This is a genomic window from Pseudomonas sp. SP16.1 (genome assembly GCF_052682975.1).
In genome coordinates this window covers 4,296,064-4,319,765 of sequence record NZ_JBQYFZ010000001.1, presented here as the reverse complement: position 1 = coordinate 4,319,765, position 23,702 = coordinate 4,296,064, and the positions used below count along the sequence as shown (strand labels likewise).

18 protein-coding genes are annotated in these 23,702 nt (G+C 67.9%); 12 read left to right on the top strand and 6 right to left on the bottom strand.

Going from position 1 to position 23,702, the window contains the following annotated elements; translation table 11 throughout:
- The first annotated feature begins 3 nt into the window (after positions 1-3).
- A complete protein-coding gene (locus ACUTAF_RS20370) occupies positions 4-1,776 on the top strand; it encodes a GGDEF domain-containing protein (RefSeq protein ID WP_445581667.1) in 1,773 nt (590 codons plus the stop codon).
- Positions 1,777-1,838: 62 nt separating this feature from the next.
- Here ACUTAF_RS20370 and ACUTAF_RS20365 read toward each other — a convergent pair whose 3' ends face one another.
- Positions 1,839-3,260 (bottom strand): DASH family cryptochrome, encoded by a 1,422-nt coding sequence (locus tag ACUTAF_RS20365; protein WP_445581666.1) that lies wholly within the window; start codon positions 3,258-3,260, stop codon positions 1,839-1,841.
- A gap of 190 nt (positions 3,261-3,450) precedes the next feature.
- Between ACUTAF_RS20365 and ACUTAF_RS20360 the strand changes: the two genes are divergently transcribed.
- Both ACUTAF_RS20360 and ACUTAF_RS20355 read left to right on the top strand, forming a co-directional pair.
- Positions 3,451-4,041 (top strand): MarC family protein, encoded by a 591-nt coding sequence (locus ACUTAF_RS20360; RefSeq protein ID WP_445581665.1) that lies wholly within the window; start codon positions 3,451-3,453, stop codon positions 4,039-4,041.
- Positions 4,038-4,817, top strand: coding sequence for an N-acetylmuramoyl-L-alanine amidase (locus tag ACUTAF_RS20355; protein WP_445581664.1), 780 nt, complete (start codon positions 4,038-4,040; stop codon positions 4,815-4,817). Before ACUTAF_RS20360 ends, ACUTAF_RS20355 begins: the two co-directional genes overlap by 4 nt.
- A gap of 55 nt (positions 4,818-4,872) precedes the next feature.
- Here ACUTAF_RS20355 and ACUTAF_RS20350 read toward each other — a convergent pair whose 3' ends face one another.
- Together ACUTAF_RS20350 and algB are read right to left on the bottom strand one after the other, a co-directional pair.
- Complete coding sequence (locus ACUTAF_RS20350; protein ID WP_445581663.1) at positions 4,873-6,648, bottom strand: ATP-binding protein; 1,776 nt, start codon at positions 6,646-6,648, stop codon at positions 4,873-4,875.
- Positions 6,645-7,991 carry a sigma-54-dependent response regulator transcription factor AlgB gene (gene algB, locus ACUTAF_RS20345; protein WP_445581662.1) on the bottom strand — a complete coding sequence of 449 codons (1,347 nt, stop codon included), beginning with the start codon at positions 7,989-7,991 and terminating at the stop codon, positions 6,645-6,647. The genes ACUTAF_RS20350 and algB overlap by 4 nt, the downstream gene beginning before the upstream one ends.
- A gap of 212 nt (positions 7,992-8,203) precedes the next feature.
- Between algB and ACUTAF_RS20340 the strand changes: the two genes are divergently transcribed.
- From ACUTAF_RS20340 to ACUTAF_RS20300, 9 genes are all read left to right on the top strand, one after another.
- On the top strand, positions 8,204-9,034 hold the full coding sequence (locus tag ACUTAF_RS20340) for a BON domain-containing protein (RefSeq protein ID WP_445581661.1): 831 nt from the start codon (positions 8,204-8,206) through the stop codon (positions 9,032-9,034).
- 98 nt (positions 9,035-9,132) lie between these two features.
- Positions 9,133-9,567 (top strand): ferritin-like domain-containing protein, encoded by a 435-nt coding sequence (locus ACUTAF_RS20335; RefSeq protein WP_445581660.1) that lies wholly within the window; start codon positions 9,133-9,135, stop codon positions 9,565-9,567.
- Between the two features lie 188 nt (positions 9,568-9,755).
- The gene (locus tag ACUTAF_RS20330) at positions 9,756-10,724 is read left to right on the top strand and encodes a PstS family phosphate ABC transporter substrate-binding protein (protein ID WP_445581659.1); all 969 of its coding nucleotides are present in this window, start codon (positions 9,756-9,758) and stop codon (positions 10,722-10,724) included.
- A 161-nt stretch (positions 10,725-10,885) separates the two neighbouring features.
- Positions 10,886-13,171 carry an ABC transporter permease subunit gene (locus ACUTAF_RS20325; RefSeq protein ID WP_445581658.1) on the top strand — a complete coding sequence of 762 codons (2,286 nt, stop codon included), beginning with the start codon at positions 10,886-10,888 and terminating at the stop codon, positions 13,169-13,171.
- A gap of 75 nt (positions 13,172-13,246) precedes the next feature.
- Positions 13,247-14,863, top strand: coding sequence for a phosphate ABC transporter permease PstA (pstA, locus tag ACUTAF_RS20320; protein ID WP_445582481.1), 1,617 nt, complete (start codon positions 13,247-13,249; stop codon positions 14,861-14,863).
- A 67-nt stretch (positions 14,864-14,930) separates the two neighbouring features.
- Positions 14,931-15,764: a phosphate ABC transporter ATP-binding protein PstB gene (pstB, locus tag ACUTAF_RS20315; protein ID WP_445581657.1), complete on the top strand. Its 834-nt coding sequence runs from the start codon at positions 14,931-14,933 to the stop codon at positions 15,762-15,764.
- Positions 15,765-15,933: 169 nt separating this feature from the next.
- A complete protein-coding gene (gene phoU, locus ACUTAF_RS20310) occupies positions 15,934-16,662 on the top strand; it encodes a phosphate signaling complex protein PhoU (protein WP_445581656.1) in 729 nt (242 codons plus the stop codon).
- A gap of 187 nt (positions 16,663-16,849) precedes the next feature.
- Positions 16,850-17,761: a response regulator gene (locus tag ACUTAF_RS20305; RefSeq protein ID WP_445581655.1), complete on the top strand. Its 912-nt coding sequence runs from the start codon at positions 16,850-16,852 to the stop codon at positions 17,759-17,761.
- 162 nt (positions 17,762-17,923) lie between these two features.
- Positions 17,924-18,820: a peptidoglycan DD-metalloendopeptidase family protein gene (locus tag ACUTAF_RS20300; RefSeq protein WP_445581654.1), complete on the top strand. Its 897-nt coding sequence runs from the start codon at positions 17,924-17,926 to the stop codon at positions 18,818-18,820.
- Positions 18,821-19,109: 289 nt separating this feature from the next.
- Here the strand turns inward: ACUTAF_RS20300 and ACUTAF_RS20295 are convergent, their stop codons facing one another.
- The 3 genes from ACUTAF_RS20295 to ACUTAF_RS20285 form a co-directional block, all read right to left on the bottom strand.
- The gene (locus ACUTAF_RS20295; RefSeq protein WP_021442321.1) at positions 19,110-19,277 is read right to left on the bottom strand and encodes a rubredoxin; all 168 of its coding nucleotides are present in this window, start codon (positions 19,275-19,277) and stop codon (positions 19,110-19,112) included.
- Between the two features lie 115 nt (positions 19,278-19,392).
- The gene (locus ACUTAF_RS20290) at positions 19,393-21,093 is read right to left on the bottom strand and encodes an L-lactate permease (protein WP_445581653.1); all 1,701 of its coding nucleotides are present in this window, start codon (positions 21,091-21,093) and stop codon (positions 19,393-19,395) included.
- Between the two features lie 306 nt (positions 21,094-21,399).
- Positions 21,400-23,577: a malate synthase G gene (locus tag ACUTAF_RS20285; protein WP_445581652.1), complete on the bottom strand. Its 2,178-nt coding sequence runs from the start codon at positions 23,575-23,577 to the stop codon at positions 21,400-21,402.
- Between the last annotated feature and the right edge of the window lie 125 nt (positions 23,578-23,702).

The following is a 23,702-nucleotide window of genomic DNA, read 5'->3' as shown; positions in this document are numbered from 1 at the left end:
CCCATGAGCGACGATGCCCAACGCTGGAAAGACAAGTACCTGAGCAGCCTGGAGCAGCAAGAGCGGCTCGAGCGCCGCTGGGAGCTGCGCCTCGACCTGCTGCGGCGCGGCCTGGTGCGTAGCAGCCTGGCGGCCGAGGGCGCGGACAAGGCGGTCGACCAGTGCATGCAGGAGATGCGCGACATCCTTCGCCGCGACGACATGGACGCGGCGCTCGGCGGCCTGATCCCGCGCCTGGAAAAGGCCGTGCTGGACTCCGAGCTGCGCCGCCAGCAGCGCGCCGGCGAGGCCAACGCAGCGCTGGCACGGCTGATCGAGCAGCTGCAGCAGCTGCAGCCGCCGCGCGAGGTGCGCAAGGCGCTCAAAGCCCTGGGCAGGCAGCTGCAGGCGGCGAGCGGTCTGAGCCATCAGTTGCCGGCCCTGCTCAGCCAGCTGAGCCGGCTGCAGGGCCAGACGCTGGAGGTGCTGCGTACGCCGGCCGCGGAACAACCCGGCCTGCTGCAGCGCCTGTTCGGCAGCCGGGGCGACGCGGGCGGCGACCGAGGCGATGAAGTCGCAGCGGCGGTGCCGCCGGCGTCCGCCGAAAGGCCGCGCGAGCCCGCCGCCGAGCCGAGCCGAGCGGCGGCGGCCAAGGCACCGCCGCCGCTCGACAGCCTGCCCCTGCCGCCAGGGTTGCTGGCCGAGCAAGGCGAGGACGTCCAGCGCTTCGCCCTGCCCGGCAGCGAACCCGGTTATAGCGCGGTGGCGCCGCATATCGCCGAGAGCCTGCTCGGCCTGCTCGCCGAGCTGCAATTGCCGCCGCACCACCAGCCGCAGTGCGACGCGCTGCGCGAGCGGGTGCAGGGGCCGCTGAACTGGTACGAGCTGGTTCCGGTGCTGGACGATCTGGCAGTGCTGGTGCTGGCGGCGACCGACAGCGGCCAGCGCGAGTTCGCCGGCTACCTGAAACTGCTCAACGAGCGTCTGGCGACTTTTATCGGCAGTCTGAGCGCGGCGCACGAGGGTCACGACGCCGCCATCGAGAGCGCGCGCAGTTTCCATCAGCAGCTGAGCGAGCAGGTCAGCGGCCTGCAGCACAGCGTGCAGGAGGCGGCGGATCTGCAGACGCTCAAGCTGACCCTGGAGCAGCGCCTGGACGGTCTGCTGCAGAGCCTCGGCAGCCACCAGCGCCAGCACGACCGCCGCGAGAAAGAGCTGGCCCAGCGCCTGCAGGCCCTGGTGCAGCGGGTCGCCGAGATGGAGCAGGAGGCCCAGCAGTTTCGCCAGCATATCGAGGAGCAGCGGCAGAAGTCGCTGCTCGACCCGCTTACCGGCCTGCCCAATCGCGCGGCCTGGGGCGAGCGCCTGGAGCTGGAGACGGCGCGGCGCCAGCGCTACGGCGGCGAGCTGCTGCTGGCGGTGCTCGACGTCGATCATTTCAAGCGGATCAACGACGGTTACGGCCATCTGGCTGGCGACCGGGTGCTGAAGATCATCGCCGGCGAGCTGCACAAGCGCCTGCGCAAGACCGACTTCATCGCCCGCTTCGGCGGCGAGGAGTTCGTCCTGCTGATCCCGGCGACCCCGCTGGAAGGCGGCGCGCAGCTGCTGGAGACGCTGCGCGCGGCGGTCGAGGCCTGCCCGTTCCACTTCAAGGGCGAGCCGCTGGTCATCACCTTCTCCGCCGGGCTCGCCGAATTCCGTGGCCAGGACAGCGCCGAGACGGTGTTCGAGCGCGCCGACCAGGCGCTGTACCGCGCCAAGGCCGGCGGGCGCAACCGCATCGAACTGGGTTAACCGGCGGCGCTTGCCGGCCGCCGCTCGGGCCGCCGGCTGCGCTGGGCGTCCGTGCCGGTGTTTTAGGCGGCGCCCGGCAGGTAGGGACGCCAGGTCTCCGGCACCTGCTCCAGACGGGGGTAGTGCAGCGCCTCCAGTTGCAGGCGCGGCAGCAGGAAGGGGGTATGCCGCAGGTGCGCGGCGACGCTGCGCAGCTCCGGCATCCACAGGCTGACGTAACTGGCGTCCGGGTCGTACTGGCGGGCCTGGCGCAGGGCGTTGAACGCCCGTGCGTGGCGCGGGTCGCTGGCCACGCCGGCGCGATGGACCCAGTTGCCCCAGTTGCTGGCCGGGTCGTAGTCCAGCAGATGCTCCTCGAACCAGGCGGCGCCATGGCGCCAGTCCTGCTGCAGGTCGTTGATCAGGTAGCTGGCCACCACCTGGCGGCCGCGATTGGAGATGAATCCGGTCGCCGCCAGCTCGCGCATGTTCGCATCGACGAAGGGCATGCCGGTGGCGCCCCGGCACCAGCGCTCGAAGCGTTCGTCGAGTTGTTGCGGCGCGTGCGCCGTGGCCTTCATGCCGGCGGCGCGAAACAGCGCGCGGCCGTGGCGGACCAGCGTCCAGCGGAAGAAGTCGCGCCAGAGCAGCTCCACCCACAGGCAGTGGGTGGAGTCGTTGCGTCCGTACAGCGCCTCGTGGCGGCGCAACTCGGCCAGCACCCGGCGCACCGACAGGCTGCCGTTGGCCAGCCAGGGCGAGAATTTCGAGGAGTATTCGCTGCCGATCAGGCCGTTACGGGTGTCCTTGTAATGGCGTACGCCCTGGCTATCCCACAGATAGTCGCGCAGGCGGGCCAGCGCCGCGGCCTCGCCACCAGCGAAGGGGAAGCTGCTGCTCGGCACGCTTAGCGGCTCGCCGAGGCCGAGCTGGGACAGGCTGGGCAGCGGCTGCAGCCAGTCGAGTGCGGCCTCCGGCAGCGGCGGCAGGGCGTTCGGCGCCGGCTGTGGCTGGAACACCGGCAGGCGCGCCTCGCACTGTTCGCGAAAGCGGCTGAACACCTGCGGCAGGCGATCGGGCGGACAGGGCAGTTCCGCCTCGCGCAGCAGGCCGTTGCCGGGCAACTCCAGCAGCGCCACCTTGCCGAGGGCGGCGCGCAGGCGCGTCTGCACGGCCTGCTCCTCCGGGGCGATTTCCGCCTGGGTCAGTACCTGCTGCAGGCCGAGTCGCGCGACCAGTTCGGGAATCAGCCGTTCCGGCTCGCCATGCAGCACCAGCAGGGAAGAGCTGCGCTGGCGCAGGGCGACATCCAGCGCCGCCAGGCTTTCCAGCAGAAAGCGGGTGCGGTGCACCCCCTGGCGCCGGCAGCCGAGCGGGCCGATGCGCCAGTGGCGCGGGTCGAACACGTACAGCGGCAGCAACCGCTCGCTGTGCAGGCCAGCCTGCAAGGCGGGGTTGTCGTCGAGACGCAGATCCTGTTTCAGCCACAGCAGGGACGAGAGCATGATGCACTCCTCTGGCGCTTATCCTTGGGTATATGCGATCGCCGGCTGGCCGCAAGGTCGCCCGTCCGTTGCCGCGTACACTGTCAGTAAAGACCGCGGCGGCCGGCCGAGGTGCCATCGCCGGACAATTTCGCGCGAGACGACGGCAGGCGGACTCTCTAGACTGTCTGCCCGCCCAGTGGAGACGCTCATGGACATCTTCAGCATCGCCGTGCTGATCTTTCTGGTCACCGACCCTTTCGGCAACATCGCCATCTACATCGCCGCGCTGAAGAACCTCACTCCGCGCCGGCGGCTGTGGGTCGCCGCGCGCGAGTTGCTGTTCGCCCTGGCCCTGTTGCTGCTGTTCCTCACCTTTGGTGACAAGGTGCTCAGCAGCCTGGGGCTGTCGCGCGAGGCGACCGCCATCGCCGGCGGTATCATCCTGTTCGTCATCGCCATGCGTCTGATCTTCCCCAGCCCGCAGGGCCTGCTCGGCGACGTGCCGGACGGCGAGCCGATGCTGGTGCCGCTGGCCACCCCGGCGGTGGCCGGGCCTTCGGCGCTGGCGGTGCTGATGACCCTGCGCAACACCCATGGTGGGCCGTTGTGGGAGCTCTACCTGGCGCTGATCCTGGCCTGGGCGGCGACGGCATTCATTCTGCTGCAGGCCTCGTTCCTCCAGCGTTTTCTCGGAACCCGCGGCTTGACCGCGGTGGAGCGACTGATGGGCATGCTGCTGATCATGCTCAGTGTCGACATGTTGCTGGACAACCTACAAAGCGTCTTCGGCCAAGCATGAAAGCAGTCTGCATCGCCCTTCTCCTGACCCTGCTCGGCGGCTGCGCCGGCCCGCGCATCGACACCAGCCACACCGCGGTGGGGCAGAACAGCCGGGTGCAGTACGTCGTGCTGCATTACACCTCCACCGACCTGGCGCGCTCGCTCGAGCTGCTCAGCGAGAGCGAGGTGAGCAGCCACTACCTGATCGGCGACGCGCCGGCGACCATCTACCGCCTGGTCGACGAGGATCGCCGCGCCTGGCACGCCGGGGTCAGCGAGTGGCAGGGGCGGACCTGGCTCAATGCCACGACCATCGGTATCGAGCTGGTCAACCAGGGCTATTACCAGGGCCCGAATGGCCGCTACTGGCAGCCGTTCGCCCCAGCGCAGATCGATGCGCTGGTGGCCTTGCTCAAGGACATCGTACGGCGCCACCAGCTGCCGCTCGGCGCGATCGTCGGCCACAGCGACGTGGCGCCGCAGCGCAAGGTCGATCCGGGTCCGCTGTTTCCCTGGAAGCGCCTGGCCGACGAGGGCCTGGTTCCCTGGCCGGACGAGGCGGCGGTGAGCCGCCAGCAGGCGCTGTTCGCCACCAGCCTGCCCAGCGTGCAGTGGTTCCAGGAGCAGCTGGCGCAGCAGGGCTACGGCGTGCCGCAGCACGGCGAACTGGACGAGGCCACGCGCAACGTCATCGCCGCCTTCCAGATGAAGTACCGCCCGGCCAATCACGATGGCCAGCCGGACGCCGAAACCGCCGCGCGTCTGCTGGTGCTCAATCTGCAGACGGCCGGATAGCGGGCGCCATGCACAGCGCTGCCGGTATACGCGGCGCCCCCTGCGGTGCGGGCGGCTACAGCGGCAGCGCCAGACTGAAGCGGCTGCCGCGGCCCGGTTGCGATTGCACGGCGATCCGCCCGCCATGCAGTTGGACGATCTCCTTGCACAGCGCCAGGCCCAGGCCGGCGCCGCCCTTGCGCCGGCCGAACTGGACGAAGGGCTCGAAGATGCGCGCCTGCTGGCCGAAGGCGATGCCCTCGCCCTGATCCTCGACGCCGAACTCCAGGCGCTCGCCCTGGCGCCGGGCCTGCAGGCGGATCTCCCCACCCGGATGGCTGTGGCGCAGCGCGTTGCCCAGCAGGTTGTCCAGTACCCGCTCCAGTTGCAGGCGGTCGGCGCGCAGGCGCGGCAGCGGCTCCTGCAGCTCCAGGTGCAGGCTCACCTCGCGTTCCTCGGCGCGGGCGAGGAAGCGCTGCCGGGCCTGCTGCAGCAGTTCGGCCGGATCGCAGGGCGCCAGCTCCAGCTGCTGCAGGCCGTTCTGGTAGCGGGAGAAGTTCAGCAGGTCGTTGATCAGCAGCAGCAGGCGCTGCATCTCCTCGTCCACCGTGGCCAGCAGGTCGGCCTCGCGGCTGCCCGCGGCGAAATCCAGGCGCTCCTGCAGCAGGGCGAAGGCCATGTGCATGCCGGTGACCGGCGTGCGCAGCTCGTGCGAGGCGCGCAGGACGAACTCGCGGCGCACCCGTTCGAAGGCGCGCTGCTCGGTGACGTCGTGCAGCACCATCACCGCGCCGAGCAGCGGGCCCTGTTCCTGGCTCACCGGGGTCAGGCTGTAGGCCAGCAGGCGCGCTTCGCCGTCCGCCTCGATGGCCAGGTCTTGCGCTGCGCGCTGCGGGCTGATCCCGGCCAGCACCAGTTGCAGCTGTTCGTCCAGCTCCGCCCGTTGCAGCGCCTGGCCGAGGGACTGGCCGCGCGGCACGCCGTCCCAGCCGAGCTGGCGCTGCGCCACCGGGTTGCCATGTTCCAGGCGGCCCTGGCGATCGAGGATCAGCAGGCCCTCGTCGATGCTGTCGAGCACCGCCTGCAGGCGCCGTTGCTCGGCCACCAGCGCCTCGACATTGGTCGCCTGGAACTGGTGCAGCGCCTCGGCCATCAGGCCGAAGCGGCGGCTGAGGGCGGCCATCTCCGGCAGTGGCGAGAGCGGCAGGGTGAGCTGGAAGTCACCGCGGCCGATCTGGTCGGCGGCGCGCGCCAGCGCCTCGATCGGCCGGCCGAGGCGCTGCGCCAGGCTGTGCGCGGTGACGAAGCCGATCAGCAGCATGGCCAGGCCGATCAGGCCGAGCAGGCCGGCGACCATCCAGGCGCGCTGGCGGGTGCGTTCCTCGGTGGCATCGACCGCGCTGACGTAGCGGTTCTGCAGGGCATGCAGACTCTCGCGCAGCGCCGCCTCGGCCTGGCCGAAGGCGTCGCTCTTGAGCAGCTCGCGGCGCACCGCTTGCGGCCGTTGCAGCAGCGCGTCGAAACGCGCATAGGCGTTCTCCACCTCGCCCAGCGCCTGCGCGTCGCCTACCGCGCGGGCGCTGCTCTCGGCGCGGCGCAGCCACTGGCGGAACCGGCGGTCGGCGTCCGTCAGCGCGTCGCGGTCGAGCTCCTCGGCCAGCAGCAGGGTGACTTGCTTGCCCAGTTCCTGGCGCATGCCCAGGCTGGCATCGATGATCTGCAGGTTGCGGGTCATCGCCCGACTCTGCTGCTGGGTCAGCTGCAGCACGCTGAACATGCCCAGCAGCAGACCGAGCAGGGCCACCGTAAGCAGGGCGCTGCCGCTGAGGAACAACCGGGTGCGGAGCTTCACAGGCCGAACTGCTTGCGCTTGCGATACAGGGTCGAGGCGTCGATGCCGAGTGTGCGCGCGGCCTGGTCGAGGGTCGCGCTGGCGGCCAGCACTGCGGTGATATGCGCCCGTTCCAGTTCCTCCAGGCTCAGCGGCGCGCCGATGCGCGGCGCGCCGCCTTCGAGCTCCTCGCCCAGGCCGAGGTGTTCCGGCTCGATCAGCTCGGCGCTGCAGATGATGCTGGCGCGCTCGATGACGTTGCGCAGCTCGCGGATGTTGCCGGGCCAGGCATAGTCCTGCAGGGCCGCCCGCGCGGCCTCGCTGAAACCGTGTACGGGGCGTGCGTATTCCTTGACGAAGTGGGCGAGAAAGCCCTCGGCCAGGTCGAGGATGTCCTCGACCCGTTCGCGCAGCGGCGGCAGGGTCAGGGTGATGACGTTGAGGCGATACAGCAGGTCTTCGCGAAAGCGCCCGTCGCGGACCATCTCGTCGAGATCCTGATTGGTCGCGGCAAGGATGCGGATATCGGCGTGGCGCGTCACTGGGTCGCCGACCCGTTCGTACTCCTTGTCCTGGATGAAGCGCAGCAGCTTGGGTTGCAGCGGCAGCGGGAAGTCGCCGATCTCGTCGAGGAACAGGCTGCCACCGTCGGCCTGGCTGACCCGCCCCAGGGTGCTTTCGCTGGCGCCGGTGAAGGCGCCGCGGCTGTGGCCGAACAGCTCGCTTTCCATCAGCTCGGCGGTCAGCGACGGGCAGTTGATGGTCACGCAGGCCTTCTTCGCCCGTTTGCTCCAGCCGTGGATGGCGCGCGCCAGCTCGCCCTTGCCGGTGCCGGACTCGCCGAGGATGAGGATGTTGGCGTCGGTGGCGGCCACCTGGCGGGCGGTTTCCAGCACCGTCATCAGCGCCGGGCTGCGGCTGTCCAGGTGGGCGCCGGGCTGGCGCACCTCGTCCTCGAGCGCCTCCAGGCGTGCCGCCAGCTGGCGCACCTCCAGCTGCTTGGCGGCGGCCAAGCGCAGCTGATCGGGGCTGCACGGCTTGACCAGATAGTCGGCTGCGCCGGCCTGCATGGCGTCCACCGCGGTGTCCACGGCCGAATGGGCGGTGACTATCACCACACGCATCCACGGCGCCTGCACGCGCATCTGCGCCAGCACGTCGAGGCCGTCGTCGTCGCCCAGGCGCAGGTCGAGCAGGCACAGGTCGAACACCTGGCGCTGCAGCAGCGCCTCGGCCTGCGCCGCGCTGCTGGCGGTGGCGACTTCGTGGCCCTGGTCTTCCAGGCAATAGCGGAAGGTGCGCAGTATCGCCGTCTCGTCGTCGACCAGCAGGATGCGCCCGCCTCCTAATCCCGAATCTGCCATTGCCGTGCTCCATCTGACTGAATATTGATTCTTAGTCCGGCAAAACATCATGCAAGTTGCACGGCTTTTGTCTGGCGCCCATGCAGCCTGCACACCAAGGGGTTCAGACGGTCATTGCAAGTAATTGATATGAAAGGATTTCTAAGTGAGTTTTGGGCTGGCATGGGGGTTGCTGGAGTCCCCTTATCCATCCATTCGCCGAGGACCCTGCCATGCCCCCGTTCAAGTTCCCGCTGCTGGCCGGCGCCACCGCGCTACTGCTGAGTCTCGCGCCACTGGTCGCCCAGGCCGCCGCGCAGCCGCTGGCCGAACAGCTCCAGGCGGCGCGCCAGGAGGGTTCGATCTGGACCGCCTTCGCCCTCAACCGCCACCTCAATCCGTTCAAGCTCGACATCGCCGTCGAGGGCGGCCGCGCCAGGCTTTCCGGCCGGGTCGAAAGCGCAGTGCAGAAGGAGCTGGCCGAGCGGGTGGCGCTGAGCATCGACGGCATCGAGAAGGTGGACAACCGCATCGAGGTGGACGAGGGCACGGCCGAGGGCGAGCCGCCTACGCTGGTGCAGCGCCTGGAGGACGCCACCCTGACCGCCACGGTGAAATCCAAGCTGTTGTGGAACAGCAACACCCGCGGCCTGGACATTCAGGTCGAGAGCCAGGACGGCGCCGTCACCCTCAGCGGCCGTGCGCAGACCCCGGCGGCCAAGGAACTGGCCGGCCAGCTGGCGAGCAACACCGACGGGGTGCGCGAACTGTTCAACCACCTCAGCGTCAGCACCGCCGACAGCAGCGCGAGCGAGATCGAAGTGGCCGCGGAGGAGGCTCGCGAGGCGATCAGCGACGGCTGGATCACCAGCAAGGTGAAGGCCAGCTTCGTCTACAGCCGCAACCTGGATGCGCTGAACCTGGACGTGGAGACCAAGGACGGCTTCGTCAGCCTGCGCGGCAGCGTGCTCAGCGCCGCCGAGAAGCGCCTGGCGGTGGATATCGCGCGCAACATCCGCGGCGTGCGCGGTGTCGACGCCGATGCCCTGCTCATCAGCGACTGAGCAGCTGGCTGCCGGTGCCGGCCTGGCGCCACGCCGAATCCATCCGGCCGCCGTCGCGGCGGCCGTTCCCGCAAGTCCCATAGCCGAGGAGAACTTCCATGAGCAGCAAGACCGCACAACTCAACGAACTGATCGAGATCACCCGCGACGGCAAGCACTTCTACGAGCACGCCCACGACGAGGTCAAGGACATCCGCCTGCAGGCGCTGTTCCGCGACATGGCGCGGGCCAAGACCGAGGTCATCAACGCCCTGGCGGTCAAGGTCGCCGCCAACCAGAGCGAGCCGGCGGCAGGTGGCACGCTGATGGGCAAACTGCGGCAGTTCTATGCCGATACCCGCGCCACCCTGGCCAGCGACGAGGAGGCCGCCTACGTGGCGCAGCTGGAGGAGGCCGAGGACCGCATCCTGAATGCCTTCGAAGACGCGCTGGAAAGCGCCGACAGCGACGTGCGCGCGCTATTGGCGGTGGAAATGCCGAAGATTCGCGCCTGCCACGAACGCATGCGCGCGCTCAAGCAGAGCACCCGCTAAGCCCGGCCGTCGGGCCATCTCACGGCCCCCGCGTGGGCAGGCGGGGGCCGTGGTCGCGAGCGGACAATGCCCCGCGGACAAAGTTGCCGGGGTTCATGCAACTGTCATATTCGCTTCATAGAGTGTTCACGTGGCCTGCAGATACTTGGGCCCGTTCCATCCAACACTAATCCTGCTAGGAGCAAGGCATGAAACTGAAGCGTTTGATGGCGGCCCTGACTTTCGCCGCCGCTGGCGTAAGCGCCGTATCTGCTGTAGCCGCCGTCGACCCGGCTCTGCCGACCTACGAAAAGACCTCCGGCGTATCGGGCAACCTGTCCAGCGTCGGTTCCGACTCGCTGGCCAACCTGATGACCCTGTGGGCCGAAGAGTTCAAGAAGCAGTATCCGAACGTCAACATCCAGATCCAGGCCGCCGGTTCCTCCACCGCGCCGCCCGCCATGACCGAAGGCACCGCCAACATGGGCCCGATGAGCCGTCCGATGAAGGACAGCGAGATCCAGGCCTTCGAAGAGAAGTACGGCTACAAGCCGACCGCCGTGCCGGTGGCCATCGACGCCCTGGCCGTGTTCGTGCACAAGGACAACCCGATCAAGTCGCTGTCGATCGAGCAGGTCGACGCGATCTTCTCCAGCACCCGCCTGTGCGGCAACGACAAGGACATCAAGACCTGGGGCGACCTCGGTCTGACCGGCGAGTGGGCGGGCAAGCCGCTGCAGCTGTTCGGCCGCAACTCGGTCTCCGGCACCTACGGCTACTTCAAGGAAGAAGCGCTGTGCAAGGGTGACTTCAAGGCCAACGTCAACGAGCAGCCGGGCTCGGCCTCGGTGGTGCAGTCGATCTCCAGCACCCTGAACGCCATCGGCTATTCGGGCATCGGCTACAAGACCTCCAGCGTGCGCGCCGTGCCGCTGTCGAAGAAGGGCGGCGAAGCCTTCGAAGCCAACGAAGAGAACGCCCTGGCCGGCAAGTTCCCGCTGGCGCGCTTCTTCTACGTCTACGTCAACAAGGCGCCGAACCAGGCCCTGAGCCCGCTGGACGCCGAGTTCATCAAGCTGATGCTGTCCAAGCAGGGTCAGGAAGTGGTGATGAAGGATGGCTACATCCCGCTGCCGTCCAAGGTGGCCGCGAAGGCCCTGAAGGAACTGGGTCTGTAAGTCCGGCCTAGACCAGCTGCGGACCGCGTGGCCCGCCCTCCTCGGAGTGGCGGGCTTCGTCATGTCAGCTGACTGTAACCTTTCTGTCATACAAGCTCGCTAGATTGGCAAGCCTGGGCAGCCTGATGCGCTGCAAACACGCTCGCGCAGAGACTTCTCGCATGAACGACTTGGCAAACGACTCCGTGAACCGATCGCAGAATCCCCTGGGGATCGACTTCAATACCCCCGCCCTGCAGCGCAAGCGTCGCCTGCGTGCACTGAAGGACCGCATGGCGCGCTGGTACGTCTCCATCGGTGGCCTGGCGGTGCTCGGCGCCATCACCCTGATCTTCTTCTACCTGGCCCATGTGGTGCTGCCCATGTTCCAGGGCGCCGAGATGAGCGCGCGCAAGGCCCAGCAGCCGGCCTGGCTGGCCGAGGCGCAGGCGCCGCTGCTGCTGGCAATCGAAGAGCAGAACCAGGTGGCCATGCGCCTGGATCGGGCGGGCATGGTGCAGTTCTTCGACCTCAAGAGCGGCGCGGCCGTCAGCCGCGTGCAACTGCCGCTGGCCGCGGGCGTCAGCGTCGCCTCGGTGGGCCAGGACCAGCCGGGCAGCCGCCGCGTCGCCCTCGGTCTGTCCAACGGCCAGGTGCTGGTGCTGCAGCACAACTACAAGGTCAGCTACCCGGACAACGTGCGCACCATAGTGCCGCAGATCGACTTCCCCTACGGCGAGCAGGCGATCGAACTGGACCCGCAGGGTCGCGCCCTGGAGCACGTGGCGCTGAACCTCAATGGCGGCAGCCTGATGCTGGCGGGCTCCACCGGCAGCGAGCTGCACCTGATCGCGCTGAGCCGCGAAGAGAACCTGTTCACCGGCGAGGTCAGCCTCGGCGAGGACCGCATCAATCTGCCGCAGATCGCCGATCCGATCCGCGAGCTGATCCTCGACCCGCGCCAGCTGTGGCTGTACGTGATCAACGGCGCCTCCACCGCCGACGTCTTCGACCTGCGCAAGCGCAGCCTCAACGGCCGCTACGAGCTGCTCAAGGACGCCTCCAACCGCATCACCAGCGCCACCAGCCTGCTCGGTGGCATCTCGATCATGCTCGGCGACGCCAAGGGCGGCATCCAGCAGTGGTTCATGGTGCGCGACGAGGACGGCAAGTCGACCTTCCAGCCGGTGCGCAGCTTCCAGCTCGAAGGCAGCGCCATCACCCAGATCATTCCCGAGGAGCGCCGCAAGGGCTTCATGGCCCTGGATGAGGCGGGCAACCTGGGCATCTTCCACAGCACCGCGCACCGCACCCTGCTGAAACAGCCGGTCGCAGACGGCGCCGCCATCGCCGCCCTGTCGCCGCGCGCCAGCCGCGTGCTGGTGGAGCGCGAAGGCCAGCTGCAGCGCTTCGTGATCGACAACCCGCACCCGGAAGTGTCGTGGAGCGCGCTGTGGGGCAAGGTCTGGTACGAGAGCTATCCGGAGCCGGACTACGTCTGGCAGTCCACCTCGGCCAACACCGACTTCGAATCCAAGCTGAGCCTCTCGCCGCTGGCCTTCGGCACGCTCAAGGCGGCCTTCTACGCCATGCTGCTGGCCGCGCCGCTGGCGGTGGCCGCGGCGATCTACACCGCCTACTTCATGGCGCCGCGCATGCGCACCAAGGTCAAGCCGGTGATCGAGCTGATGGAGGCGCTGCCGACGGTGATCCTCGGCTTCTTCGCCGGCCTGTTCCTCGCGCCGTTCCTGGAAAACCATCTACCCGGCATCTTCAGCCTGTTGCTGCTGACGCCGGTGGGCATCCTCGCCTCGGGCTACCTGTGGACCAAGCTGCCGGAGTCCGTGCGCCACCGCGTGCCGGACGGCTGGGAGGCGGCACTGCTGATCCCGGTGGTGATCGCCGTGGGCTGGTTCTCCCTGGCCATCAGCGGCCACCTGGAGAACTGGCTGTTCGACGGCAACATGCGTCTGTGGCTGAGCAATGACCTGGGCATCCCGTTCGACCAGCGCAACGCCTTGGTGGTGGGCCTGGCGATGGGCTTTGCGGTGATCCCGAACATCTATTCGATCGCCGAAGACGCCGTGTTCAGCGTACCCAAGAGCCTGACCTTCGGCTCCCTGGCTCTCGGCGCCACGCCCTGGCAGACCCTGACCCGGGTAGTGATCCTTACCGCCAGCCCGGGCATCTTCTCGGCGCTGATGATCGGCATGGGCCGCGCCGTGGGCGAGACCATGATCGTGCTGATGGCCACCGGCAACACGCCGATCATGGACGTCAACATCTTCGAGGGCATGCGCACCCTGGCCGCCAACGTGGCGGTGGAGATGCCCGAGTCGGAAGTCGGCGGCACCCACTACCGCGTGCTGTTCCTCGCCGCGCTGGTGCTGCTGCTGTTCACCTTCGTGATGAACACCCTGGCTGAGCTGATCCGTCAGCGCCTGCGCACCAAGTATTCGTCGCTCTAAGGTTCTGGAAGGTATAGGTCCGTGAAAAAGTACAACCTGAAATCCTGGTACAAGAGCGGCGCCCCGGGCGTGTGGATGAGCGGCGGCGCGGTGGCCATCGCCATCATCATGACCCTCGGCCTGCTGGCGGTGATCGCCACCCGCGGCATGGGCCACTTCTGGCCGGCCGATGTCCTCGAGGCCGACTACCAGGTTCCCGGCCAGGAGGCCAGGGTGATGGCCGGCGAGGTGGTGCAGGCCGAGGAGGTGCCGCGTGCCCGCCTGGCCGCCGCCGGTCTGCCGGTGGCCGAGGAGGGCGGCGAGTTCATGACCCGCGAACTGCTCAAGGTGGGCAACCGCGAGCTGTTCGGCGCCGACTTCGCCTGGGTCGTCGGCGAGTGGCTGAGCAACCCGCGCAAGCCGGCCGAGATCACCGTGCTGGAGCGCCGCGAGTGGGGCAACTTCTACGGCTATCTGCTCAGCGTCAAGGAAAGCGGCCAGGTGGTCGCCGAGGGCGAGGCCGCCTGGCCGGCGCTGCAGGAACGCCTGGAGCGCGTCGAGCAGCTGCATGCGCAGCTGGTGCGCCTGGAGAAGAAGGACATCGGCCGGATCAACCACGGCCTCGAGCGCATCCGCCTGGAAGGGCGCAAGCTGCAGCTGCAGGGCAAACTGGACGCCGCCGCCCAGGCCGCTCTGGACGCCCGTCGCGCGGCGCTGGACGCCGACTACAAGGTGCTCGAGGCGCAGATGGTCGAGCTGGCCGGCCAGATCAACCGCGACAGCGTGACCCTGCGCGTCAGCGACGGCCGCGAGAGCGAGATCGCCCTGGGCAAGGTGGTGCGCGCCTTCCGCCCGAACGCCATGGGCACCGTCGACAAGCTCGGCTTCTACGCCATGAAGCTGTGGGAGTTCGTCAGCGACGAGCCGCGCGAGGCCAACACCGAGGGCGGCATCTTCCCGGCGATCTTCGGCACCGTGCTGATGGTCATGCTGATGGCGGTGATCGTCACCCCGTTCGGCGTGATCGCCGCGGTCTACCTGCGCGAATACGCCCACCAGGGTGCGCTGACCCGGGTGATCCGCATCGCGGTGAACAACCTGGCCGGCGTGCCCTCGATCGTCTATGGCGTGTTCGGCCTGGGCTTCTTCGTCTACGTGCTGGGCGGCTCGATCGACCAGCTGTTCTTCCCCGAATCGGCGCCGGCGCCGACCTTCGGCACCCCGGGGCTGATGTGGGCCTCGCTGACCCTGGCGATCCTCACCCTGCCGGTGGTCATCGTCGCCACCGAGGAAGGCCTGGCGCGGATTCCGCGCGCGGTGCGCGAGGGCTCGCTGGCACTCGGCGCGACCAAGGCCGAGACCCTGTGGAAGGTGGTGATCCCGATGGCCAGCCCGGCGATGATGACCGGCCTGATCCTCGCCGTGGCCCGCGCCGCCGGCGAGGTGGCGCCGCTGATGCTGGTGGGTGTGGTCAAGCTGGCGCCGAGCCTGCCGCTGAACGGCAACTACCCCTACCTGCACCTGGATCAGAAGATCATGCACCTGGGCTTCCACATCTACGACGTCGGCTTCCAGAGCCCCAACGTCGAGGCCGCGCGGCCACTGGTGTACGCCACCGCGCTGCTGCTGGTGATCGTCATCGCCCTGCTCAACCTGACCGCGGTGTATATCCGCAACCACCTGCGCGAGAAATACAAGGCGCTGGATCACTAAACGCAGCTACGAGCCGCACGCCCCGGGCGTGCCGCTTGCAGCACGTAGCTACGAATGGAGTGAAACGATGCAACACGAAGCCCATACCCACGGTATCGACCTGGCCGCCCTCGGCCGCGACAAGCAGAGCCTCAACCTGGCGGCCGAGACCACGGCCATCGCAGTGCCGGGGCTGAACCTCTACTACGGCGACAAGCAGGCGCTGTTCGACGTCAAGATGGATATCCCGCGCCAGCGCGTGACCGCCTTCATCGGCCCCTCGGGCTGTGGCAAGTCGACCCTGCTGCGCACCTTCAACCGGATGAACGACCTGGTCGACGGCTGCCGGGTGGACGGCGAGATCAACATCGACGGGCGCAACATCTACCGCAAGGGCGAGGATGTCGCCGAGCTGCGCCGCCGCGTCGGCATGGTGTTCCAGAAGCCCAACCCCTTCCCCAAGAGCATCTACGAGAACGTGGTGTACGGCCTGCGCATCCAGGGTATCAACAGCAAGCGCGTGCTCGACGAGGCGGTGGAATGGGCGCTGAAGAGCGCGGCGCTGTGGGACGAGGTCAAGGACCGCCTGCACGACTCGGCCCTCGGCCTGTCCGGCGGCCAGCAGCAGCGTCTGGTGATCGCCCGTACCGTGGCGGTGCAGCCGGAAGTGCTGCTGCTCGACGAACCCTGCTCGGCCCTCGACCCGATCTCCACGCTGAAGGTCGAAGAGCTGATCTACGAACTGAAGAGCAAGTACACCATCGTCATCGTCACCCACAACATGCAGCAGGCGGCGCGGGTTTCCGACTACACGGCGTTCATGTACATGGGCAAGCTGATCGAGTTCGGCGACACCGACACCCTGTTCACCAACCCGGCCAAGAAGCAGACCGAGGACTACATCACCGGTCGTTACGGCTAAGGCCATGGCAAATTCCCCCTGGCTCTGTCGGGCGCGCTTGCCGTACTAACCGTACTGTCAGCGCACGCCCTTCGCGCCAGAGAGCATTTTCCAAGGGCCTTGATAAACAACGTAGGGTGCGCCGTGCGCACCATGGTCACCCCAGCCGGCAGCTTTCGCGGAGCGAAACATGATCAACAAAGACAACCTCACCCAGCACATCTCCCAGCAGTTCAACGCCGAGCTGGAAGAAGTGCGCAGCCACCTGCTGGCCATGGGCGGCCTGGTGGAGAAGCAGGTCAACGACGCCGTCACCGCGCTGATCGAGGCCGACTCCGGCCTGGCCCAGCAGGTGCGCGAGATCGACGACCAGATCAACCAGATGGAGCGCAACATCGACGAGGAATGCGTGCGCATCCTCGCCCGTCGTCAGCCGGCGGCCTCCGACCTGCGCCTGATCATCAGCATCTCCAAGTCGGTGATCGACCTCGAGCGCATCGGCGACGAGTCGACCAAGATCGCCAAGCGCGCCATCCAGCTGTGCGAGGAGGGCGAGTCGCCGCGCGGCTATGTCGAGGTCCGCCACATCGGCGACCAGGTGCGCCGCATGGTGCAGGAGGCGCTGGATGCCTTCGCCCGTTTCGATGCCGACCTGGCGCTGTCGGTGGCGCAGTACGACAAGACCGTCGACCGCGAATACAAGACCGCGCTGCGCGAGCTGGTCACCTACATGATGGAAGACCCGCGCTCGATCTCCCGTGTGCTCAACGTGATCTGGGCGCTGCGCTCGCTGGAGCGCATCGGCGACCACGCGCGCAACATCGCCGAACTGGTGATCTACCTGGTGCGCGGCACCGACGTGCGGCATATCGGCCTGACGCGCATGCGCGAAGAGGTCGAGGGCAAGTCCGGCGCCTGATTGGCCGGTGCAGCCGCGGAGCATCCGGACCTCCCTGTAGCCCGGATGCAATCCGTGCGGGGCGTGCCGTTTTCTCGGATTGCATCCGGGCTACGGCCCTGGCCGCTGAGACCTGCCGCGTGCTTTTCCGTTGACCTTTGGCCACTGGCCATGACTATGCTTAGCGCCATTCGTACAGGAGAGGCCGATGAGCAAAGTCAGCGTGCTGGTAGTGGACGACGCGACCTTTATCCGTGATCTGGTCAAGAAGGGGCTGCGCGATCACTTCCCCGGCGTGCACATCGAGGAGGCGATCAACGGGCGCAAGGCCCAGCAGCTGCTGGGCCGGCACGAGGTCGACCTGATCCTCTGCGACTGGGAGATGCCGGAGATGTCCGGCCTCGAACTGCTGAGCTGGTGCCGCGAGCAGGACAACCTGAAGAGCACGCCCTTCATCATGGTCACCAGCCGCGGCGATAAGGAGAACGTGGTGCAGGCGATCCAGGCCGGGGTTTCCGATTACATCGGCAAGCCCTTCTCCAACGAGCAGCTGGTGACCAAGGTGAAGAAGGCCCTGAGCCGCACTGGCAAGCTGCAGGCGCTGGCCGCCGGCGCCTCGGGCCCGAAGCTGCTCGGCAGCGGCGCCTTCGCCAACGACTCGCTGGCCGCGCTGACCGGCGGCAAGGCCGAGGTGGTCAAGCCCAGCACCCCGGCGCCGGCCGCCGCCACGCCGGCCGCGTCCGCTCCGGCCGCCAGCCCGACGCCGGCGGCCAGGGCGCCTGGTGGTCGTGGCCAGGGCCAGCTGCGCCTGCCGAATGGCAGCATGGCCTGCGTGATCAAGGCGCTGAGCCTCAAGGAGGCGCTGCTGGTGGTCAGGCGCGGCGAACCGCTGCCGCAGGTGCTGGAGAGTGCAGTGCTCGACCTGGAGCAGGGCGAGGCGGCCGAGACCGCGCGGCTCAACGGCTACCTGCACGCGGTGGCGGCGCTGGAGCCCAAACCCGATAGCGAGTGGCTGCAGCTGACCTTTCGCTTCGTCGATCGCGACCCGCAGAAGCTCGACTACCTGTCACGGCTGATCGCCCGCGGCACCGCGCAGAAGCATTTCGTCCCCGGCGCCTGAGCGGCGCGATTGCGGCGGGTTGAACCCGCCATCGCTGAGGTCGAGGCCATCCGACCAATGGCGGTGAGCCGGTTCACAGCCTGACGGCCGGTCTCTGGCATGGCCGCCAGGCCGCTGCTAGCCTTGTTAGCCCGGATATCAAAAAGCCATAAAGTCCGAACCATGCTAGGGCGTCTGATCCTCCTCTGCAGCCTGCTGGTCCTGAGTGGCCAGGTCGCTGCCCTGACCATCTACAAGTACGTCGACAAGAACGGCGTGGTGACCTACAGCGACCAGGCGGCGCCCGGCGCCCAGGTCTTCGTGTTCCGCGATCGCATGGTCGAGCGCCTGGACAACCAGGTGAAGCTGGAAACCAAGCAGCACGCGGCCGGCGAAACCCTGCTGGTGCGCAACGACCTGTACGCCCCGGTGGAGATCGAGCTGAAGCTGGAGCAGGTGGACAACGCCATCGGCGCGCCGGACAAGCCGATCCGCTGGGTGCTGCCGCCGCGCAGCAAGATCCGCCTGGCCACCCTGGCTCCGCGCGACGCCGCCAAGCCGTTGCGCTACAAGCCCAGGCTGCGCTATGCCCTGGGCGACCCGCGCCTGCAGCCGAGCATCCACCGCTACCCGCTACCCTGGCGCGGCGGGCCGTTCCGCCTGACCCAGGGGGCAAACGGCACCTACAGCCACTTCACCGCCAAAGGCCGCTACGCCATGGACATCGCCATGCCCGAGGGGACGCCCATCGTCGCCGCGCGCGGCGGTGTGGTGGTCAAGACCGAGAACCAGCAGAGCGGGCGCGGCAACAACCCGGCCGGCAACTTCGTGCGCATCCTCCACGACGACGGCACCATGGGCGTCTACCTGCACCTGATGAAGGGCTCGGTGAGCGTGCGCGAGGGCCAGCGTGTGGAGACCGGCAGCCTGCTGGCGCGCTCCGGCAACACGGGAAACAGTACCGGGCCGCATCTGCATTTCGTGGTACAGCGCAACGTCGGCCTGGCGGTGGAATCGATTCCCTTCCGCTTCGCCCAGCCGGTCAACAGCCTGCCCAACTTCGCCGTTGGCGGCGAATAGCGTTCGCAGGGCGCATCTGCAAACGAGCCGGGACAGACGCTATCCCAACTGGCTGTTGCAACCGTTAGCAGGCCCGACACGGCACCTGAAGGAGTCCGCAAACACAGTGTAAGAGCCCCGCCTCGGGGCGAAACGATTGCTGCCAGTGCGCAATCCGCGCTGTGCACAGCATTCGCCGCGAGGCGCGACTCCTACGAAAAGCCTCGACACCGCGTAACCCGATACCGGGGGTAGCGCCAACAAAAACGGCGACCCCGAGGGTCGCCGTTGCGGGGAAAACGAAGCGCGCTCAGCCGATCTCGATCATCTCGAAATCCATCTTGCCGACGCCGCAGTCGGGGCACAGCCAGTCTTCCGGCACGTCTTCCCAGCGGGTGCCGGCGGCGATGCCTTCATCCGGCCAGCCCTGGCTCTCGTCGTATACCAGTCCACAGACCACGCATTGCCACTTCTTCATATAGACCTCTGGCGAATCTCACGGTGTTGCGCGAGGCACGCTACCGCAATTGCCGGCGGCCGCCAAGCGGCGGGGCGACGAATGCCGCCCCGCGCGGGCCAACCAAAGTCGGGTCTCAGCCGGCCAGGTGCAGCGGGTCGCCGATCAGCATCAGATACATGGCGATCAGTGCGATGGAGCCGGCGGCCACGAGGTAGTAGAGGGTCGGCAGGATGGTCTTGCGCAGGGTGATGCCCTCGCGCCCGAGCAGGCCGACGGTGGCCGAGGCCGCCACCACGTTGTGGATGGCGATCATGTTGCCGGCTGCCGCGCCCACCGATTGCAGCGCTACCATCATCGCTCCGGACACACCGATCAGCCCGGCGGCGTTGAACTGGAACTGCGACAGCATCAGGTTCGACACCGTGTTGGAGCCGGCGATGAAGGCGCCCAGCGCGCCCACGGCCGGGGCGAAGAAGGGATAGACGCCGCCGACGCTATCGGCCACCAGCTGCGCCATGGCTACCGGCATCGACACCAGGTCGGCGCCGTTGACCCCGGAGTTGATCAGGATGCGCACCATGGGGATGGTGAAGATCAGCACGAAGCCGGCGCCGAGCAGGGTCTTGCTCGACTCGCCGACGGCGGCCTTGAGCTCGCCCAGGCGCATGCGGTGGAGGAAGAAGGTCACCAGCACCACCATGCACAGGATGCCGCCGGGCAGGTACAGCGGCTCCAGGGTGCCGGACACGCCGCTCTCGCCGAGGATGTCCTTCCAGCCGAAGCTGACCGACATCAGCGCCGCCTTGATCTGCGGGAACACTCGCGACAGCACCAGAAACACCGCCAGCAGCAGGTAGGGCGCCCAGGCCATGGGCACCGAGATCGGCGTCTTGCCGGCTACTTCGTCGAGCTTCATCTCGATCTTGCCCATCCACTCGGCGGGCCAGTCCTTGGGGTCGGCGAAGTCCCAGGTCTGCTTGGGCAGCAGGAAGCCGGCGCGGGCGGCCGGCACCACGATGGCCAGGCCGACCAGGGCGCCGATCATCGAGGGGAACTCGGGGCCGAGCAGCACCCCGGCGGCCATATAGGGGATCGAGAAGGCGAACGCGGTGAAGATGGCGAACGGCGCGATCGCCAGGCCCTCCTTCCAGCTCCGGTTGCTGCCGAAGAAGCGGGTCATGATCATCACCATGATCAGCGGCATCAGCAGGCCGATCAGGCCGTGGGTAATGGCCACCCGCGAATAGATCAGGTGGAAGAAGGTGTCCCAGGTGCTGCCATTGGCGACCAGCTGCGCGCTGATGCCGGTCTTGTCCAGGCCGGCACCGACACCCACCAGGATCGGCGTGCCCACCGCACCGAAAGACACCGGGGTGGACTGCACCATCATCCCCAGCACCACCGCGGCCAGCGCCGGGAAGCCCAGTGCGACCAGCAGCGGCGCGGCCACCGCGGCCGGGGTGCCGAAACCGGAGGCACCCTCGATGAAGCAGCCGAACAGCCAGGCGACGATCAGCGCCTGCACGCGGCGGTCCGGGCTGACGTTGGAGAAGCCGCGGCGAATCGCGGCGATGCCGCCGGAATGCTTGAGGGTGTTGAGCAGCAGGATCGCGCCGAAGATGATCCACAGGATCGCAGCGGTGAGGATCAGCCCCTGCAGGCTGGAGGCGACGACCCGGTTGAGGGACATGTCCCAGGCCGTCAGGCCGATCAGGGCGGTGAGGACGAACACCAGCGGCATCGCGTACTTGGCCGGCCAGCGAAAGCCGATCAGCAGCACACCCGCCAGCACCAGCGGCACGAAGGCCAGGATGGACAGCAGCGTTTGACTCATGGGTTGGTTCCTTCTTTTTCTTGTGAACCACAGTTTTCCGGGGACACCCGGCGCCACGCATCTGGAAGGGCCGGGCACCACGGCACCAACCTTTCCGCGAGCCGCGACGGCAGGGATCCCCCATCGCCGCGCTCATGCTCGAAAGCCCCGACGGTCAGAAACCGTCAGGGCTTGGTGCTGCTCCGTGGAGTTCATCCACGGTTACGAACCCGCTTCTGTAGGAGCCCCGCCCCGGGGCGAAGCCTTTCAAGTGCGCGCCGCCAAGCTTCGCGGCGGGGCGCCGCTCCTGCATGATCGGTGAGATGCTCAAACCTCATCTTTAAAGCGCAGGCGCCAGGCATGCAGCAGCGGCTCGGTGTAGCCGGACGGCTGCTCGCGGCCCTTGAACACCAGGTCGCAGGCGGCGCGGAAGGCGTGGGATTGCTCGAAGTTCGGCGCCATCGGCCGGTAGGCGGCGTCGCCAGCGTTCTGCCCGTCCACCACCTGGGCCATGCGCTGCAGCGTCTCGCGCACCTGGGCTTCGCCGACCACCCCGTGGTGCAGCCAGTTGGCGATATGCTGGGCCGAGATGCGCAGGGTGGCGCGGTCTTCCATCAGGCCGACGTCGTGGATATCCGGTACCTTGGAGCAGCCGACACCCTGTTCGACCCAGCGCACCACGTAACCGAGGATGCCCTGGCAGTTGTTGTCCAGTTCCTGCTGGATATCGCTGGCGCTCCACGGCCGTTCGGCGCTGACCGGCACGCTGAGCAGGTCGTTCAGCAGGCCGTCGCGCTGCTCGGCCAGGTCGATCAGTTCCAGCTCGCGCTGCACCGCCTGCACGTCCACCTGGTGGTAGTGCAGGGCGTGCAGCACGGCGGCGGTCGGCGACGGTACCCAGGCGGTGTTGGCGCCGGCTTTCGGGTGGCCGATCTTCTGTTCGAGCATGGCCGCCATCAGGTCCGGCATGGCCCACATGCCCTTGCCGATCTGCGCCTTGCCGCGCAGCCCGCAGGCCAGGCCGACCAGCACGTTGTTGCGCTCGTAAGCCTGGATCCAGGCGCTGGATTTCATGTCGCCCTTGCGCAGCATGGCGCCGGCCTCCATCGCCGTGTGCATCTCGTCGCCGGTGCGGTCGAGAAAGCCGGTGTTGATAAAGGCCACCCGTGCGCTGGCGGCTTCGATGCAGGCCTTGAGGTTGACGCTGGTGCGCCGCTCCTCGTCCATGATGCCCATCTTCAGGGTATCGACCGGCATGCCCAGCAACTGCTCGACACGGCCGAACAGCTCGTTGGCGAAGGCCACTTCGAACGGACCGTGCATCTTCGGCTTGACGATATAGACACTGCCGCTGCGCGAGTTGCCGCGGCGCTGCAGGTCGTGCAGGGCGATCAGGCTGGTGACCACCGCATCCATGATGCCCTCGGGAATCTCCTGGCCTTCGCCATCGAGGATCGCCGGGTTGCTCATCAGGTGGCCGACGTTGCGCACGAATAGCAGCGAGCGGCCGTGCAAGGTGAGTTCGCTGCCATCGGCGGCGGTGTAGACGCGATCCGGGTTGAGGCGGCGGACGATGCGCTGGCCGCCCTTGTCCAGCTCCTCGGCCAGATCGCCCTTCATCAGGCCCAGCCAGTTGCGGTAGACCAGCACCTTGTCGGCGGCGTCGACGGCGGCCACCGAGTCCTCGCAGTCCATGATGGTCGACAGCGCCGCCTCCATCAGTACGTCCTTGACCCCGGCGGCGTCGCTGCGGCCGATGGGGCTGCTGGCGTCGATCTGGATCTCGAAATGCAGGCCGTGGTTCTTCAGCAGCACGGCGCTCGGCGTGGCCGCCTCGCCCTGGTAGCCGACGAATTTTTCCGGCTGGGCCAGGGCGCTCTGCGCGCCGCCGCTCAGGGTCACCTGCAACTGGCCGGCGACCACGGCATAGGCGCGGGCGTCGGCGTGCGAGCCCTTGGCCAGCGGCGCGGCCTGGTCGAGGAAGGCGCGGGCGAAGGCGATCACCCTGGCGCCGCGCACCTCGTTGTAGCCCGGCCCCTTGCCGGCGCCGCCGTCTTCGCTGATCGCATCGGTGCCGTACAGGGCGTCATACAGCGAGCCCCAGCGGGCGTTGGCGGCATTCAGCGCGTAGCGCGCGTTCATCACCGGCACCACCAGCTGCGGGCCGGCCTGGCTGGCGATCTCGCTGTCGACCTTGGCGGTGCTGACCTTGACCTTCTCCGGCTGCGGCAGCAGGTAGCCGATGGACTCGAGGAAGGCGCGGTAGGCGGCCATGTCGCGGATCGGGCCGGGATGGGCGCGATGCCAGGTATCCAGCTCGCTCTGCAGGCGCTCGCGCTCGGCCAGCAGCGCACGGTTGCGCGGCGCCAGGTCGTGCACCAGCGCATCGAAACCGGTCCAGAAGGCGGCGGCTTCGATGCCGCTGCCGGGCAGAACTTCGTCTTCGATAAAGCGCTTGAGCTCGGCGGACACCTGCAGGCGCTGACATTGCACGCGTTCGGTCATTTTGCTGTTCTCCTCTCTGCATCCGCCCATGGCGGCGCGGGTCAATCAATGTGTTGTAGGAGCCTCGCCCCGGGGCCAAGCTCCTGATGTTCTGTTCGCCGCGGGGCGCGGCTCCTACAGGCTCC

What these genes read in the sequence shown, in the direction of transcription:
- ACUTAF_RS20370 (WP_445581667.1), top strand. Translation starts at nt 4, where the DNA reads ATGAGCGACGATGCCCAACGCTGGAAAGACAAGTACCTGAGCAGCCTG.
- ACUTAF_RS20365 (WP_445581666.1), bottom strand. Translation starts at nt 3,260, where the DNA reads ATGCTCTCGTCCCTGCTGTGGCTGAAACAGGATCTGCGTCTCGACGAC.
- ACUTAF_RS20360 (WP_445581665.1), top strand. Translation starts at nt 3,451, where the DNA reads ATGGACATCTTCAGCATCGCCGTGCTGATCTTTCTGGTCACCGACCCT.
- ACUTAF_RS20355 (WP_445581664.1), top strand. Translation starts at nt 4,038, where the DNA reads ATGAAAGCAGTCTGCATCGCCCTTCTCCTGACCCTGCTCGGCGGCTGC.
- algB (WP_445581662.1), bottom strand. Translation starts at nt 7,991, where the DNA reads ATGGCAGATTCGGGATTAGGAGGCGGGCGCATCCTGCTGGTCGACGAC.
- ACUTAF_RS20340 (WP_445581661.1), top strand. Translation starts at nt 8,204, where the DNA reads ATGCCCCCGTTCAAGTTCCCGCTGCTGGCCGGCGCCACCGCGCTACTG.
- ACUTAF_RS20335 (WP_445581660.1), top strand. Translation starts at nt 9,133, where the DNA reads ATGAGCAGCAAGACCGCACAACTCAACGAACTGATCGAGATCACCCGC.
- ACUTAF_RS20330 (WP_445581659.1), top strand. Translation starts at nt 9,756, where the DNA reads ATGAAACTGAAGCGTTTGATGGCGGCCCTGACTTTCGCCGCCGCTGGC.
- ACUTAF_RS20325 (WP_445581658.1), top strand. Translation starts at nt 10,886, where the DNA reads ATGAACGACTTGGCAAACGACTCCGTGAACCGATCGCAGAATCCCCTG.
- pstA (WP_445582481.1), top strand. Translation starts at nt 13,247, where the DNA reads ATGAGCGGCGGCGCGGTGGCCATCGCCATCATCATGACCCTCGGCCTG.
- pstB (WP_445581657.1), top strand. Translation starts at nt 14,931, where the DNA reads ATGCAACACGAAGCCCATACCCACGGTATCGACCTGGCCGCCCTCGGC.
- phoU (WP_445581656.1), top strand. Translation starts at nt 15,934, where the DNA reads ATGATCAACAAAGACAACCTCACCCAGCACATCTCCCAGCAGTTCAAC.
- ACUTAF_RS20305 (WP_445581655.1), top strand. Translation starts at nt 16,850, where the DNA reads ATGAGCAAAGTCAGCGTGCTGGTAGTGGACGACGCGACCTTTATCCGT.
- ACUTAF_RS20300 (WP_445581654.1), top strand. Translation starts at nt 17,924, where the DNA reads ATGCTAGGGCGTCTGATCCTCCTCTGCAGCCTGCTGGTCCTGAGTGGC.
- ACUTAF_RS20295 (WP_021442321.1), bottom strand. Translation starts at nt 19,277, where the DNA reads ATGAAGAAGTGGCAATGCGTGGTCTGTGGACTGGTATACGACGAGAGC.
- ACUTAF_RS20290 (WP_445581653.1), bottom strand. Translation starts at nt 21,093, where the DNA reads ATGAGTCAAACGCTGCTGTCCATCCTGGCCTTCGTGCCGCTGGTGCTG.
- ACUTAF_RS20285 (WP_445581652.1), bottom strand. Translation starts at nt 23,577, where the DNA reads ATGACCGAACGCGTGCAATGTCAGCGCCTGCAGGTGTCCGCCGAGCTC.